The organism is Mesorhizobium sp. P2_F7, assembly GCF_056403695.1.
The window spans coordinates 183,655-198,799 of sequence record NZ_JBFUFA010000005.1 but is presented as its reverse complement, the minus strand read 5'-3'; the positions used below and the strand labels follow the sequence as shown (position 1 = coordinate 198,799).

Below are 15,145 nucleotides of genomic sequence, written 5' to 3'. Positions count from 1 at the left end.
GGACTGCTCCGGCGCCATTCTCGCACTTGCACAATGCGATATTGCACTGCAATATACGGTCAGGCGGAGCACGGGGTGGATTCTGAGCGCAGCGATATGAGCGGCGCCGGGATTTTGCGTCGTAGAGGATCGGCATGACCGACATTTCCGCAGCGTCCGTTGCCTTGCCGCGGGCGGCAGCCGATCAAGCCGCAAGAACCAGGCTGGCCTATCTCGACGGCTGGCGCGGGCTGTCGATCGCACTGGTGCTGATCGGCCATTTTTTCCCCGTTCCCGGGATCAATCTCGGCGTGCTCGGCGTCGAGTTCTTCTTCGTGCTCAGCGGCCGGCTGATGGGCGAGATCCTGTTCATCGAGAGATTTCCGCTGAAGAAATTCTTCAAGCGCCGCTTCTCGCGCATCTACCCGGCGCTGCTGGTGTTCGTGGTCGCCGCCATGATCGGGCTTTCCGGAACCTTCATCGCCTTCAAATGGAAGGCGGCGCTGACGGCGCTGACCTTCACCTACAACTATGCCGGCATTCTGATTACCCGCGCCGGCGCGCTCGACCATATCTGGTCGCTCTGTGTCGAAGAGCATGCCTACATCATCCTGGCGCTGATCAGCGTGGTGGTGACGGGACGGGCCAATGTCGTGCGGCTGCTGGTGACGCTCTCGCTGCTGGCAATGGCCAATGGCGCGATTTCATACTGGGTGCTCGGCATGGACTATGAACACAGCTATTGGCGCACCGATGTGCACATCGCGTCGATCCTGCTGTCGGCTTCGATCTGCCTGCTCAAGCATGACGGCCGGCTGCCATCCTTGCTGAAAGGACCCTATCTCAGCCTTGTCGCCGCCGTCGCGGCCGTCCTGCTGTTCGTCGATCCGGTGCCGACGCCGATCCACTATCTCCTGGCGGTGCCGTTGCTGGCGCTGGCCGTCAACACGCTGGACACCAGCAACTGGCACCTTAGCAGCCTCTTGTCGTCGAGGCCGATGGTGATGATCGGCCTGTGGTCGTACTCGCTCTATCTCTGGCAACAGCCCTTCTACAAATTCGTCGCCGAGCAGGGCAGCGCGCCGATCCCGATGCTGGCGGCAGTCTTTGCCTGTGCGCTGTGTAGCTACTATCTGGTCGAGAAGCCCGCACGCGCATGGCTGAACCGCAATTGGTGAGTTCTGCGGCGCCGGCTTTCTCGTGCTTGGCATGCCTCCTGGTCGGCATTCCGCTGGTATGGGGCTTGTGGATGACGCTCAGCAGCGCCATGGCGCTGTTCCAGTAATCGCGGGCGGGATCAGGCCGCTGCGCCCTTCTTCTGCGCCGCGAGATAGCGGCGCAGGCCGGCTTCGCCGCGCGGCGTGGTCCAGCGATGGTTCCAGGCAAAGGCCGGCCTGAGCAGCGGTGCCAGCAATTTGAGGATCGGCCTCTCGACCGTCACCTGCCAGACAAGATCGACGTGGGTGCCGGTTCCCGAGGGTGACAGTTCCGCCTGCCACAGCCCGTCGAAATCGCCGAAGGTCTTGACCACCACCAGCCGCCCTGGCTCGAGTTCGGCCGCCTCGACGATGAAGTTCAATTCATAGGGCAGGGCGCCGCGTGCCCGGGCTTTGGCGCGGGCGCCGACGACGCCCTTGCCCTTGCGGTCGAGCGGCACGACCTCCTTGTAAACATCGCCCCACCACAGCGGCAGCAATTCGGCATCGGACAGCACGTCCCAGACCTGTTGTGGCGTCGCGTCAGGAATGTCCCAGCTTTCGTCGAAGCGGAAGACGTTGCTCGGCATTGGTGTTTCGCCCCCGGCTGGCGGAAGCGGCTACATTAGCCCTGCCTTGTTTGTGGCGCCAGTATAGCAGACGCGTCAGCCGGTGATCTGCCTGAGGTAGTAGCGCACCGCCTTCTTGCCGCCATGGATCACCGCGTCGCCGACCTCTGCGAAACCGAGCGCGGCGTGGAAAGCGTCCGAAGCGGGGTTTGGCGGGTCGGCGTTGACCTCGCAGGTGACGATGCTGTGGCCCGCGCGGGCGGCCTCCACAAACAGCTCGTCATAAAGCCGGCGGGCATGGCCGCGGCCGCGCGCCTGACCGGCGACAACGACACGGTCGACATAGACGAAGCGTGGATAGCGTTCGCGGAACCAGAGGAAATTCGGGCTGTCATAGTCCGCATCCTGGTCGAAGGTCATGATGAAGGCTTCGAGGGAACCGATGCGGCGGGCATAAAACGCTTCGCCGAGCAGGAAGAACAGCCGCTCGGGTTCGAGCCATGACAGCTCGGCGGCATGCTCATTGTTGAGGGCGAGGATGGCAGCTTCGTCCGCTGCCGAGACGCGGCTGATCGGTGAGGGCGCGGTCATCAAGCCCTGGCCGCCGCAATCGTCGCCGCCACCAGTGCTCCGTCGGTGACGGTGGTGCGGTATTCGCGGTCGAGATCGGCGCCGCCCATGCCGACTTGCGGGTTGCGGTAGGTCATAGTGCTCGGCACGTCCTTGAGCGCGGCGAAATGCATTTCCGTCAGCCCGGTGGCTGCCAGCACCCCGGCGATATTGTCAGGGTCGAGCGCGCCGCAGCCGAGGATGACGATGCGGTGGCCCCCCTGGCGGACGAGATCCGCCAACAGGCCGGCGCCTTCCACTGCGGTGTCCCTCTGGCCGCTGGTCAGCACGCGGCCGACCTTGCAGCGGATCAGCGCTTCCAGTGCCTCGGTGGGGTCGCGGGTCATGTCGAAGGCGCGGTGGCAGGTGACGTTGAGCGGACCGGCGGCGTCGACCAGTGGGGCCATGCGGGTTTCGTCAATGGTGCCGTCGGCGTTGAGGCAGCCAACGACGACGCCGGCAACACCGAGATCGCGCAGCGCTGCGACATCGGCGAGCATCGAGCGGTATTCGGTATCGCTGTAGAGAAAATCGCCGCCGCGCGGACGCACGATAACGTGGAAGGGAATGGTCGCGCTTTCGAGTGCGGCGCGCACCGTGCCGAGGCTCGGCGTGATGCCGCCTTCGACCAGGCTGGCGCAGAGCTCGACCCGGTCGGCGCCGGCGGCTTGCGCGGCCAGCAGTCCGTCGATGCCTTCGACGCAGATTTCGATCAGGGGGCGAGCATTTCCGGGCAAGGGGCGATCCTTCATGACTTAAAGACGGCCAGCCCTAGCATCGGCTCCGTTGCCGGGGAAGCGGAACATCCAATCGCTGCTTGGGCCAGCCGGCAACCCGGCCGTAGCTATTGGCGCAGGATCGTGTTCTTGGCGCCTTGCTCGACCTGGTCGATGACCAGCAACTTGACCGGGCCGTCGCCGATGTTGGTGGCCTGGTGCCATTGGCCGATCATCTCGACGATGAAATCGCCTGTCTTGTAGGTGTTGCTGTTGCCGGTCTCGACATTCGTCACCTTGAGCGTTCCGGCTTCGACATAGGCGTAGCGGGCAAACGGGTGCTTGTGCACCGGCAGCGTGGCGCCCACTGCAATGTCATAGGTCGAAACCAGCACCTGGACATTTTTCTGCGGCAGCACGATCGGCTGGCCGGAAGCGGTCTGGGTGCGATCGGCAAGCGGCGTGACGACGACCGGCGGACTGGAACTGTCCAGCGCCGCAGCGGGGTTTGCAGACAACGCTGCTGCGAGCAGCAGTGCCGATGCCAGAATCTTTCGCATGGTTCCTCCAATTTCTGCCGTCACTTCGCGTGGCGCCAAAGTTCTACCTGTCGTCAGTTATCGGTCGATGGAGACATAAGTTAATCCACCCGTGCCATCGTCCATCATCGTATTCGTGAGTTTCTCATAGATGTTGCTGCATGTCTGAGACCGCGGGCAGTGTTTTACGATGAGCACCGGGGCGACAGTCAGTGCGACCGCGACCAGGATTTGCAGGAAGAGAGAAGCCTCGAAGCGTTTGCCGAACAAGGCCCGGCAGGCGAAGTACAGGCTTTGCGCCAGGCATGCCCAGACGAGGACATGCAGCAGCGTGCTCGTCGCTCGCGCATAGGGCGTTATGTACCCGTCGGGAAAGCCGACCATGCCGAGATCCACAAGCCATTGCAGAGCCAGCAGGCAGGACAGGCATGCCCACAGGACGAGCGTTGCGCGGATAACCAGGACTTTGCTGCGAACACTCATCGAAGCAATCGAAGCACAAAGGCCTGCGGCCTACTAGTGCAGCGATCCAAGCGGCAGCAGACCGTCGGGAATGGGCGTGTTGGCGGAGTGCGTGCGGCCGCTCTTCAAAAGCTTTGGCAGCAGATGGGTGTGTGGTTCCGGCGGTTTTCTGCTTTTCAATTTGGTATGGTAATCTTGGCTTGGGGACTACAGAAGAGCTTGTTGCTCGGCACGTTGCTCGTAGGGGTGGGGTATGTGGATCGTTCGCATCGCGAAGGCCATAGGCAAGACTGTAGTGGCATTGGGGATAGGGTCAATCATTCTGAGCGGCGTCCAGGATGTGGCCAAGCAGTACGTACCCGAGATTATCAAGAATCTGATCCCTTCGCTGAGCGAGATCTCATGCATGGTGGGGCAGGCACGCAATCCGCAACCCAAGGCGGAAAAGTTCTCGGTGTATCTGGCAAAGCTAGACGACGATCCCGGTGGCGATGCGACCAGAGAGCTTGCGGACGTGCTGCTCGCCGATCAGAGTTTCGATCTTCGCCGCGGCTGCCGGTCCTATTCAAACCCCGATCGCGCTCTGGAGGCAGCTTCGGATCAAATCGCCCGACAAAGGGTCGAACTGTTCATTTGGGGCCGCTATTCGAAACGGAATGCGGGTGTCGAAATAAGAATAGTCGACAATTTGTCGTTCGTCCGGGCTCTCAAGTTGGCGCATTACCCCATGATCATGGAGAGCGACAATTCCGAAGAATTCTCGCTTTATCACTTGTCGTCCGATGATGAGGTGGCAAAGCTTGGCCGTCGCGTGCGTTCGACGTTACGAAAGTACGCGGTCAACATGGCCCAGGGCAGTGCCGGCATCTATTGGTTCGGCTTGAGCGGCGATGCGGCGGAAAAAAACCTTCGGTCGGTCAGTCCGCTATTCAAGCATGCCAGGGCGGACAATGACGATCCTGATGTTATCGCTGACCTGGCGTTCTCTTATGGCGCCATACTCGCACATGTGAGAGACGCTCCACCAGGCACATATGAGGAGGCGATAGACAATCTGGAACAAGCCTCCAGCAACTATTCCGGCCGGCAGGACAAGACCCCCTACGTCACAGCACAAGTTTTCATCGCAGAGGCGCTACGCCGCAAAGCGGATGCCACCGGCGAACAACAGACCCTGCGTCGCGCCCTGGAGACGCTCAGGACTGTCACCCAAGTCGATCGATCGGGCGCGCCTGGTGCAGACTGGTATGTGGCGTTTATGGAACTCGGCGGAGAAGCGCTCAAATTGGGCTCGGACACGTCGCAAAAAGCGTTGCTGCAGGAGGCGGCAAACGCCTATCAGAAAGCCCGCGACGAAAGGGATACTAAGCCAGGTTCCTACGAATGGTCGCAGGCCGATGAACACATCCAAAAGGCAAAACGGGCGCAAACGAGTTTGTTCGGTGGGCCGGGCGACGTCGACGCCGACATCGCAGAACTCCGCCAAGAATGGCACGATGCAGAAAGCGAGGCCGAGAAATCTCTTCGCCTTACGGCGTTGGGGTTACGCTTGGTTGAGGAAGGGACGGCCAGGAAGAACGCCGCATTGCTGAGGGAAGGAGCAGACGATCTGCGCGCGCTTTTCAAAAACGGCGCCAAAAGCGCCGAGGAATCGTTTATGCTGGCGTCGGCCCTCATCGAGATACATAAGTTGGATTCGGCCGCCACCGAAGCGTTAGCGGAAGCGACGCGGATCAACGAGACTGCTCTCGGACAAAGCGCCCCGGACAAGAATCCGCTAGCCTGGGCCGCTTTGCTAAGTCAGCTTCCGGACCTATATCCCGATGACCCATGCTTCCCGCCCACATTTGGCTCCCAGGCGGCGCAGTACGAGGGTCAGCTCAACTCCACCACGCTCGCCCACGCTTTAGCTGCTGGCGATCTCGCGGTGATGCTCGACAAGTATGGGCGTTGCGCCAAGAACGTGACGCGGCTGGAGGAGGCGGCATTTCTCTATAGGGATGCCCTCGCCACAATCCGCAAACATCCGCCAGCGGCGGATGGACCGGATGGCCAGTATGCGGAACTCCGCCGTTCCGATTACCGGTCCGCTCTCGCGACCTTAGTGAGGGATTACGAGCTTAGCTTGCCGCCTGCCGACTGACCTACTCCCGCTCGAATGTCGAGAAATAGGCTCCAGCGTGTTGGTCATATCGTATCCTTCTCTGCAGTGCGCTGGTTCGAAAATTCAAACTGACCCACCATCCTCCGCCAGCCTGGGAAGCAGCCGATCCATCCCTCGGCAGACCTTCACGCCACGCCGCGATGCCGCCAAAGCAGCCGCTCAATTGAAGAGGGACGGGGCCCGACCTATCCTATAAACTGGTTGTGTTCGACCATGGCGACCGGTACCAAAGGTAGTTGTCGTGGTGTTTCGAGGCGGGTTAGTCTTCCTTCTTTGCCGGCTGTGCTGGGTCGGATAGGCTGTCTCCGGGTTTAGATTCGTCGAAATGGGGGTGAGCGGCATGGGCATTCTGGACTTCATTTCCAAGCAATTTATCGACGTCATCCAGTGGACTGCCGACGAGCCGGGCGTGCTGGCTTCTCGTTTCCCGATGTCCGGCATGGAAATACAGAACGGCGCCCAGCTCGTGGTGCGCGAGACGCAGAAGGCCGCCTTCTTCAATGAAGGCAAGATCGCCGATGTCTTCGGGCCAGGCACCTACACGCTCACGACCCAGACGCTGCCGGTGCTGACCTATCTGAAGAACTGGGACAAGTTCTTCGAGTCGCCCTTCAAGTCGGACGTGTACTTCTTCGACACCAAGGACCAGATCGACCGCAAATGGGGCACCACCCAGCCCCTGACCGTCCGTGACAAGGAATATGGGCCGATCCGGCTGCGCGCCTTCGGCAACTATTCCTATGCCGTCGGCGATGTCGAGATGTTCTGGTCGCGCCTGGTCGGCACGGCCGAGCGCTCCACCTCCGAGATGATCGAAGGGCAGCTGCGCGGTGTCATCCTCACGGCCATCGCCACCACGCTCGGCCAGAGCAGCGTCGCCTTTATCGACATGGCGGCCAACCAGGAAGTCTTCTCGCAGAAGCTGGCGGAGGCGATCGGCCCAGCGCTCCGGGCCTACGGCATCGACGTCAAGAGTTTCTACGTTCAGAGCCTGTCGCTGCCCGAGGAACTCCAGCGCGTCCTCGACAAGGTGAGTTCGATGAACATGCTGGGCGACCTCAATCGCTACGTCCAGTTCCAGACTGCCGAATCGATCCCGATCGCCGCTGAGAATCCGGGCGGCCTGGCAGGGGCGGGAGCCGGGCTGGGGGCAGGGCTGGCGATCGGCCAGGCCATGGGGCAGGGATTTGGCAACGCCGCCGCTCCGGCGCAACAGGTCCAGGCGCCGCCGGCCCAGCCGCCCGAGGATCCGATCCAGCTTCTCGAAAAGCTCGGTGGCTTGCTCGCCAAGGGAATCCTGACGCAGCAGGAATTCGACACCAAGAAGGCCGAACTGCTGTCGCGGATCAAGTGAGCCCGCAGCCGGCTCAGTTTGCCCATGCCTTGGCGCCGGAGGGTCCGGCGCATCCAACCGCCAACTCAGGGTCTTCATGCGCAAGTTCAACTGCCCGTCCTGCGGCGCGGATGTAACTTTCCGCTCGGCGCAATCGGTCTATGCCGTCTGCGCTCATTGCCAGTCCATGGTGGTGCGCACCGATGTCGACGTGAAGTCGATCGGCGTGATGGCAACCCTGCCGGACGACATGAGCCCGCTGCAACTGGGCAGCGGCGGCGAGTTCGAGGGGCAGCCCTTTACCCTTATCGGACGGCTGAAGATCGGCTGGCGCGACGGGCTGTGGAACGAATGGCACCTGCTGATGGCGGATGGCCGGCGCGGTTGGATCGGAGACGCACAAGGATCCTTCTCCATCAGCTTTGAACTGGAGGGAGCCTTGCCCCGCGACGTCGAGGCGACGCTTGTCCATTGTCACGCGTTGCTGACAAGCGGCAACGATGCCTCCGACGCCAGGCCCGGCTTTACGGTGCAGCTCGGCAGCACCGCGCTGCGCGCGGTCGACATCAAGCTGGCGACCTGCCTGGGGTCGGAGGGCGAACTGCCCTTTGCCGCGCCCAAGGGCCGCCGGACGGTCGCGATCGACTGCATTGGCAGGCAGGGCGAGTTCGCCACGCTCGACCATGATGGCCGCGAGGCTCACGCCTATGTCGGCCGCTATCTGGAGTGGGATGCCTTCCGCTTCAGCAATCTCCGACCGCTGGAGGGGTGGTGATGGGCGACCAGCCTTCGATCCTGCCGTCCGCCGAGCCGACGCCGCCGGCGCGCACGCCCGGCAGGCCGCGCACCTTCGCCTGTCCGAACTGCGGCGGACCGGTCACGCTGCGCGCGGTCGGCCAATCGATCACCGCCACCTGCAGCCAGTGTTCGTCCCTGATCGATGTCGCCGACGAAAATCTGACCATCATCCAGACGGCGCGATCGGCGATGCAGGACGCCGAGATTCCAATCGGCGCGCGCGCCCGGCTTGGGGATGTCGAATGGGAAGTCGTCGGGTATATGCGGCGCAGCGACGGGCCCGGCGACTTCCGGTGGACCGAGTATCTGCTGTTCAACCCCTATCACGGCTATCGATTCCTGGCCGAGGAATACGACCACTGGACCCTGGTGAAGATGCTGAACCGCGACGTCCCGGGTGCGGGCAGCGAGGGTTGGATCGATGCGAATGGACGCAGCTACCAGTTCTTCGGCAAGGGCTTTGCCCGAACCACCTACGTTGCCGGCGAATTCTTCTGGCGGGCATCGACCTCCGACGTTACCGCCGTAACCGACTATATCGCGCCGCCCTACAGGCTGATGGTGGAGAAAAACGACGAGGAGATCATCGTCTCCGAGGGCGAGTATCTCGATGCGCGCGTCGTCGCCGCCGCCTTCAAGCTGCCGCTCCCCATACCTTCGTCCTTCTCCGCCGGCGTCAGCCAGGTCAATCCGCACAACCAGTCCCTCGCCGTGATCGCCGCGGCAGTCGCTGTGGCCACGCTGGTGCAAATCGTCTCGCTGGCGATGTCGGCAAACGCGCTCGTCAGTTTGCAAACCTACGATCTGACCGCCGCCAACAAGGGCAAGACCCTGGCCTCCAGGGCGTTCCGGCTGGACAAGGAAGGCAATATCGAGATCGACACCATCTCGTACCTCACCAATGATTGGCTTGAGCTCGACATGGAGCTGGTCAACACCGACACCAACCGGGCCTATCCCGTGTTCCAGGCACTGGAGCATTACAGTGGCTATGATTCCGACGGCTCCTGGGAGGAGGGCGCCAACAGCACGAGTTCGCTGCTGCCGCCGGTTCCGCCAGGCACATATCAATTGCTGCTCGAGCCCGATGCCGGCGTCTTCTCCAAGCCGTCGTCACCGGCGCAGCGTGTCGTCATCTCGGTCCGACATGGCGTGCCGGTCTGGTCGAACTACCTGATCGCCATGGCGCTGCTGCTGGTCGTGCCGGCCTTCGGCCTCCTCAAGCGGTCGATGTTCGAGAAGTCGCGCTGGGAAAAGGGTGGAGTTGCCGAGTGACAAGAGAGGGGAAGACATGAGCAAGGTACAGATGATCTATGCCGCGTTGGTCGTTCTCGGCATGTCGACGGCCAACTTCAACGGCTATGCCGTGACCGCAATGTTCAACGGCAAGCAGGCCGCCAACCGCGACGTCAACTCATACCACAAATAGGAGGCTTTCAATGGATGCTAACGGCCTGATTGACCTGAAATTCGTCGTTGCCTCTTTGGTGTATTCCGGCCTGGGCCTCGTCGTCTTCGTCGTCGCCTTCGTGCTGCTTGACCTGCTGACCCCGAAGGTGCAGGTCTGGAAGGAAATCTGCGAGAAGCAGAACATGGCGCTGGCGGTTTTCCTGGGGTCGGTGGCGATCGGCATCGCCATCATCATCGCCTCGGCCATCCATGGCTGACGGGCTACTCTCCGCCAGGTTGGCGTAAGGCGCGTTCGTGGAAATCCTGCTGCTTTTTTCGGCCTTCGTCATCGCGACCTGCGGGCTGGTCTACGAACTGATCGCCGGCACGCTGGCGAGCTACCTGCTCGGCGATTCCGTCACGCAGTTCTCCACAATCATCGGCGCCTATCTCTTCGCCATGGGCGTGGGGTCGTGGCTCTCGCGTTACATCGAACGCAACCTGCTCGCCTATTTCGTCCGCATCGAGATTTTGATCGGGGCGATCGGCGGTTCGTCGGCCGCGGCGCTTTTCATCCTGTTCGACCAGGTCGCCTCCTTCCGCTTCTGGCTTTATTTCCTGGTCGGCGTCATCGGCATCCTGGTCGGCGTCGAAATTCCCCTTTTGCTGCGCATCCTGGAGGGGCGGCTCACCTTCAAGGACCTGGTCTCCAAGGTCTTTACCTTCGACTATATCGGCGCTCTCTTTGCCTCGCTGCTCTTCCCGCTGGTGCTGGTGCCGCATCTCGGCCTGATCCGCTCCGGCTTCCTGTTCGGTATCCTCAACACCATGGTGGCGATCTGGATGCTCTATGCCAACAGGGCCGAGATGATACCAAGGCGAGGCGCGCACAAGGCCGCGGCCTTCGCGGTGCTGGCGCTGCTATCGGCCGGCTTCGTCTGGTCGGAACGCATCCAGTCGATCTCTGAGGCGAGCATTTATCCGGGCACGGTGATCTTTGCCGAATCGACGCCCTACCAGCGCATCGTGGTCACCCGCCAGCAGCGCGACATCCGCCTTTTCCTCAATTCGAACCTGCAATTCTCGTCACTGGACGAATATCGCTACCATGAGGCGCTGGTGCATCCGGCGATGAGCGCGCTGAAGGCGCCGCGCAAGGTGCTGATCATCGGCGGCGGCGACGGCCTGGCGCTGCGGGAGGTGTTGAAATATCCGGCGGTCGAGGCCGTGACCATGGTCGATCTCGACCCTGCCGTGACGCGCCTGTTCTCCAGCAACGAGATGATGACGGCGCTCAATGGCAGCGCGCTGTCCTCGCCCAAGCTGACGCTCATCAATGCCGACGCCTTTTTATGGCTGCGGGAACGCAAGCCGGCCGATGCGCGGTTCGATGCGGTGATCATCGACCTGCCGGACCCTTCCAACTTCTCGATCGGCAAGCTGTACTCGCTCACCTTCTACCGCCAGCTGAAATCGGCGCTGAACGATGACGGCATCGTGGTGATCCAGAGCACGTCGCCGCTGATCGCGCGCAAATCCTTCTGGTGCGTCGACAACACGCTTGCCGCTGCCGGTTACCAGACCGCCGCCTATCATCTCTTCGTGCCGTCCTTCGGCGAGTGGGGCTTCATCATCGGATCCTTCTCGCCCTATCAGGTGCCGGACCACCTGCCCGAAGGGCTGCGCTTCCTCGACTTGCCGACCATGAAGGCGATGTTCCAGTTTCCGCCTGACATGGCGCATGTCGCCACCGCCATCCAGCGACTCGATGACCAGCCGCTGGTGCGCTATTTCGACGAGGAGTGGGGCGATTACCTCATTTATTGAAAGCCGGCACGCGGGGGTGGCCTTGCCATGAGCCGGATGACCCGCAAGCAGTTCCTGGCCCTTGGAGCCGCCTCGCTCGGGCTTGCTGGCTCCGTGCTGGCCGGTTCCGGGCTTGTCGGGTCCGGGCTGGCCGGCCGCGGATTGCTGGCCGGAAATGGGCTGTCCGGCGGCGGGGAAGGCGCGGTGCCCGGTGACCTTGTCGGCGCCTCCTCCTCCATCGGCCACAGGCTGCGCGGCGGCGGCTTCGCTGCGCCCATCGAGGTCCGCCGCACCGATGTCGTCATCGTCGGCGGCGGCGTGGCCGGCCTGGGCGCCGGCTACCGCCTCGCCAAAGCCGGCTATGACGATTTCCTGCTGCTCGACCTCGAAGCCGGCCCCGGTGGCAATGCCGCCAGCGGGCGCAATGAGGTCAGCGGCTTTCCCTGGGGCGCCCACTACGTGCCGTTGCTGACCCAGGAAGCCAAGGCGGTGCGGGCACTGTTCGAGGATTTCGGCATCATCACCGGCCACAGTCCGACAGGCGCACCGGTCTATGACGAGTACGCGCTGTGCGCCGACCCTACCGAGCGCCTCTACCGCTACGGGCGCTGGCAGGACGGCCTGGTGCCGGCGATAGGCCTCACGGCGGAGGAGGAGGCAGAGACCGGGCGCTTCTTCGCCACGATGCGCGATTTTCGCCGGCGCATCGGCAGCGACGGCCGGCGCGCCTTCGCCATTCCGCTCGATCTGAGCTCGCAGGACGCCGACCTGATGGCCCTCGACACTATTCCCATGACGGAATGGATGGAGCGTGAAGGCTATCGTTCGCCGGGGCTCGCCTGGTATGTCGATTATTGCTGCCGCGACGATTACGGCACGCGCTCGAAGGATGTCTCGGCCTGGGCCGGCATCCATTATTTCGCCTCGCGCAATGGCAGGGCGGCCGATGCCGACGAGCAGGGCCTGGTCACCTGGCCGGAAGGCAACGGCTATCTCACACGCCGCCTCGCCGACGTCCTCGGGGCGCGTGTGCGGCCGCGGGCGCTGGCCTTTGCCGTCGAAACGGTTAGTGACGGCGTGGCGGTCGACGTCTGGGATGCGGCTGAGGACAAGACCTTCCGCGTCGAGGCGAAGGCGGTGGTGCTGGCGACGCCGCATTTCGTTACCGCGCGGCTGATGAAGAATGCCGCCCTTGCCGCCGGCTTTTCCTATGCGCCCTGGGTGGTGGCCAACATCACGCTCGACAGTCTGCCCGGCGGCACGGGGGCAGGCCTCAGTTGGGATAATGTCGTCTTCGACAGCCCGCTGCTCGGCTACGTCGTGGCCACCCACCAGATCACGCAGATGCGTCCCACGAAGACGGTGTTGACGTATTACTGGCCGCTGAGCCACCTGCCGCCGGAAGAGGCACGCCGGGAGGCCCTGGCGCGGCCGCTGCAGGCCTGGCAGGACATCTTCCTCAGGGAGCTTCTGGCTGTCCATCCCGAGCTCGAAGGCCATGTCGTGCGAGCCGACGTCTGGGTCTGGGGGCATGCGATGATACGACCGGTGCCGGGCTTCATCTGGGGCGCGCAGCGGCGCTCGGGTCTCGCCCAGAAGCCGCCTGTCTTCACCGCCCATTCGGACATGAGCGGCGTCTCCATCTTCGAGGAAGCCTATACGCACGGGGTTCGTGCGGCCGAGAATGCCATGGCCCATTTGGGCCATCCCTTCGAGACGGTGCTGTGATGGCGCATTCCACCCTCAAGGCTCAACCCTGGATATTCTCCGCCCGTTTCGACCTCGGCTTCATCCTGGCACCGGGGCTGGTGGTGACGCTGGCCGCCCTGGCCTGGTCGCTGCTCGGCGGCGCGGCAAGCGAGACGTCGCCCTGGGTCTGGCTGATGCTGGTCGTCGGCGTCGACGTGGCGCATGTCTATTCGACCCTGTTCCGCACCTATCTCGACCGCGCCGAGTTGAGCGCGCGGCCCTGGCTCTACGGCTTGACGCCGCTGCTCGCCTGGCTGGGCGGCTGCCTGCTCTACTGGTGCGGCAGCATGGTGTTCTGGCGCGTGCTCGCCTATGCCGCCGTGTTCCATTTCGTGCGCCAGCAATACGGGTTCATGATGATCTATGCGCGCCGGGAACGCGGCCTGCCGCCGCTCTTCCGCCGCATCGACATAGCGGCGATCTACGGCGCAACGCTCTATCCGCTGATCTACTGGCATTGCCACCAGAGGCAATTCTCCTGGTTCATCGAAGGCGATTTCATCCGCCTCGATCTGCCGCTGCTCGCCACCGTCGCCGGCCTCGCCTATGGCGCCATCCTGGTCGCCTACGTCGTCAAGGAGGCCATGCTGCTGCGTCGCGGCATCGGCTTCAACCTGCCGCGCAATCTGCTGCTCGTCGGCACCGCGACGTCCTGGTTCATCGGCATCGTGCTGTTTGACAATGACCTCGTCTTCACCGGCACCAACATCATCGCCCACGGCATCCCCTATATCGCGCTGATCTGGGGCTATGGCCGCAACCAGGCGCGGCTGCAGGGCGGGCACAGTTCCTTCCTGGCGCCATGGATCGCCCATCTGTTCACCTGGCGGGCCGTGCCTGTCTACATGGCCGTTCTTTTCGGCCTCGCCTATCTGGAGGAGGGGTTTTGGGACGGCTTCGTCTGGCGCGAGCATGGCGGCCTGTTCGGCGTCTTCGCGACCTTGCCGTCGCTCGGCTCTTCCGATGCACTGATCTGGCTGGCGCCGCTGCTTGCCATGCCCCAGGCAACCCACTACATCCTCGATGCCTTCATCTGGCGCATGCAGACAAGGGACACCAATTGGAAGCGGGTGCTGTTCGCGCAAGAACCGGGGCGGTCCTGATGGATATCCCCGTGACCGATCAGAACCAGACCGATCAGGCCCAGACCGTAGAGGATCGACCCTTCGCGCCTGGTCTGCATCTTCTCGTCGATTTCTGGGAGTGCCGCGGCCTGCTGGATGCCGAGGGCATCGAGCGTACGTTGCGCGCGGCGGCGACGGCCTGCGGCGCCACGGTGCTCGACGTCATGCTGCACAATTTCGGCGATGGCGGCGGCATTACCGGCGTCGCATTGCTCGCCGAATCCCATATCAGCATCCATACCTGGCCCGAGATCGACTATGCGGCCCTCGACATCTTCATGTGCGGCCGCTGCGACCCTCGAGCAGCCTTGCCGGTGCTGGAGGCCTGGTTCGCGCCGGGCAGTACGAGGATAACGGAGCACCGGCGGGGATGAGGATTGCCGCCAACATAGGTCGAACAGCGAGATTGTGACTCCGCTACGGGCCGAGACCAATCAAGGCTTGAGTGCACATATGAGTGGTCGCTAAACTGACGCGAGATGACGGGTCTTCGTTGAATTGGGCGATGAAAATACTTCGACCGCGACCTAAGCCTAGGAAGGCTTACCCAAATAGCGACCGCTTTGGAGAGGACGGACGGCGCCTTTATAGCGCTTACCTTGGGACCGACCAGAAGCAGCGCGTGAAGACCCGCAAGCGGAAACGGTTTGCCATGATCCTGGGTGGCACAGCAGTCGCTGCCGCAGTGAGCGTTTTGATGTACCTGATGTCC

18 protein-coding genes are annotated in these 15,145 nt (G+C 62.9%); 12 read left to right on the top strand and 6 right to left on the bottom strand.

The genetic code is table 11. From position 1 onward, the window contains the following. Window positions 1–134: 134 nt before the first annotated feature. Window positions 135–1,157 carry an acyltransferase family protein gene (locus AC1DZ8_RS19595; RefSeq protein ID WP_477307263.1) on the top strand — a complete coding sequence of 341 codons (1,023 nt, stop codon included), beginning with the start codon at window positions 135–137 and terminating at the stop codon, window positions 1,155–1,157. Next, window positions 1,136–1,264 carry an MFS transporter small subunit gene (locus AC1DZ8_RS19590; RefSeq protein ID WP_477307262.1) on the top strand — a complete coding sequence of 43 codons (129 nt, stop codon included), beginning with the start codon at window positions 1,136–1,138 and terminating at the stop codon, window positions 1,262–1,264. Before AC1DZ8_RS19595 ends, AC1DZ8_RS19590 begins: the two co-directional genes overlap by 22 nt. 12 nt (window positions 1,265–1,276) lie before the next feature. Here the strand turns inward: AC1DZ8_RS19590 and AC1DZ8_RS19585 are convergent, their stop codons facing one another. The 6 genes from AC1DZ8_RS19585 to AC1DZ8_RS19560 all read right to left on the bottom strand — a co-directional run bounded on the left by AC1DZ8_RS19585 (window position 1,277) and on the right by AC1DZ8_RS19560 (window position 4,250). After that, a complete protein-coding gene (locus AC1DZ8_RS19585) occupies window positions 1,277–1,765 on the bottom strand; it encodes an SRPBCC family protein (protein WP_477307260.1) in 489 nt (162 codons plus the stop codon). A 75-nt stretch (window positions 1,766–1,840) separates the two neighbouring features. Further along, window positions 1,841–2,335, bottom strand: a complete 495-nt coding sequence (locus AC1DZ8_RS19580; RefSeq protein WP_477307258.1) for a GNAT family N-acetyltransferase — start codon at window positions 2,333–2,335, stop codon at window positions 1,841–1,843. Continuing rightward, on the bottom strand, window positions 2,335–3,105 hold the full coding sequence (locus tag AC1DZ8_RS19575; RefSeq protein ID WP_477307256.1) for a copper homeostasis protein CutC: 771 nt from the start codon (window positions 3,103–3,105) through the stop codon (window positions 2,335–2,337). The genes AC1DZ8_RS19580 and AC1DZ8_RS19575 overlap by 1 nt, the downstream gene beginning before the upstream one ends. Window positions 3,106–3,197: 92 nt before the next feature. Continuing rightward, window positions 3,198–3,629, bottom strand: coding sequence for a cupin domain-containing protein (locus AC1DZ8_RS19570; protein WP_477307254.1), 432 nt, complete (start codon window positions 3,627–3,629; stop codon window positions 3,198–3,200). A gap of 57 nt (window positions 3,630–3,686) precedes the next feature. Then, window positions 3,687–4,091 carry a hypothetical protein gene (locus AC1DZ8_RS19565; RefSeq protein WP_477307252.1) on the bottom strand — a complete coding sequence of 135 codons (405 nt, stop codon included), beginning with the start codon at window positions 4,089–4,091 and terminating at the stop codon, window positions 3,687–3,689. Window positions 4,092–4,124: 33 nt separating this feature from the next. Continuing rightward, entirely contained in the window at window positions 4,125–4,250 is a 126-nt protein-coding gene (locus tag AC1DZ8_RS19560; protein WP_477307251.1) for a DUF6925 family protein, read from the bottom strand. Between the two features lie 73 nt (window positions 4,251–4,323). Here AC1DZ8_RS19560 and AC1DZ8_RS19555 point away from each other — a divergent pair, with 73 nt between their 5' ends. The 10 genes from AC1DZ8_RS19555 to speD all read left to right on the top strand — a co-directional run bounded on the left by AC1DZ8_RS19555 (window position 4,324) and on the right by speD (window position 14,807). After that, window positions 4,324–6,213: a hypothetical protein gene (locus AC1DZ8_RS19555; protein ID WP_477307249.1), complete on the top strand. Its 1,890-nt coding sequence runs from the start codon at window positions 4,324–4,326 to the stop codon at window positions 6,211–6,213. Between the two features lie 361 nt (window positions 6,214–6,574). Next, a complete protein-coding gene (locus AC1DZ8_RS19550) occupies window positions 6,575–7,588 on the top strand; it encodes an SPFH domain-containing protein (protein ID WP_477307247.1) in 1,014 nt (337 codons plus the stop codon). A gap of 76 nt (window positions 7,589–7,664) precedes the next feature. Then, window positions 7,665–8,342: a DUF4178 domain-containing protein gene (locus AC1DZ8_RS19545; RefSeq protein ID WP_477307245.1), complete on the top strand. Its 678-nt coding sequence runs from the start codon at window positions 7,665–7,667 to the stop codon at window positions 8,340–8,342. Then, window positions 8,342–9,640: a DUF4178 domain-containing protein gene (locus AC1DZ8_RS19540; protein WP_477307243.1), complete on the top strand. Its 1,299-nt coding sequence runs from the start codon at window positions 8,342–8,344 to the stop codon at window positions 9,638–9,640. The genes AC1DZ8_RS19545 and AC1DZ8_RS19540 overlap by 1 nt, the downstream gene beginning before the upstream one ends. Before the next feature lie 16 nt (window positions 9,641–9,656). Beyond that, window positions 9,657–9,794: a hypothetical protein gene (locus AC1DZ8_RS19535; RefSeq protein WP_477280944.1), complete on the top strand. Its 138-nt coding sequence runs from the start codon at window positions 9,657–9,659 to the stop codon at window positions 9,792–9,794. A 10-nt stretch (window positions 9,795–9,804) separates the two neighbouring features. Beyond that, window positions 9,805–10,032, top strand: a complete 228-nt coding sequence (locus AC1DZ8_RS19530) for a DUF350 domain-containing protein (RefSeq protein ID WP_477280946.1) — start codon at window positions 9,805–9,807, stop codon at window positions 10,030–10,032. A 37-nt stretch (window positions 10,033–10,069) separates the two neighbouring features. Continuing rightward, complete coding sequence (locus AC1DZ8_RS19525) at window positions 10,070–11,581, top strand: polyamine aminopropyltransferase (protein ID WP_477307240.1); 1,512 nt, start codon at window positions 10,070–10,072, stop codon at window positions 11,579–11,581. A gap of 27 nt (window positions 11,582–11,608) precedes the next feature. Next, on the top strand, window positions 11,609–13,288 hold the full coding sequence (locus AC1DZ8_RS19520) for an FAD-dependent oxidoreductase (RefSeq protein ID WP_477307238.1): 1,680 nt from the start codon (window positions 11,609–11,611) through the stop codon (window positions 13,286–13,288). Next, a complete protein-coding gene (locus AC1DZ8_RS19515; protein WP_477307236.1) occupies window positions 13,288–14,412 on the top strand; it encodes a hypothetical protein in 1,125 nt (374 codons plus the stop codon). Before AC1DZ8_RS19520 ends, AC1DZ8_RS19515 begins: the two co-directional genes overlap by 1 nt. Window positions 14,413–14,423: 11 nt before the next feature. Next, on the top strand, window positions 14,424–14,807 hold the full coding sequence (speD, locus tag AC1DZ8_RS19510) for an adenosylmethionine decarboxylase (protein ID WP_477307234.1): 384 nt from the start codon (window positions 14,424–14,426) through the stop codon (window positions 14,805–14,807). Window positions 14,808–15,145 lie beyond the last annotated feature (338 nt).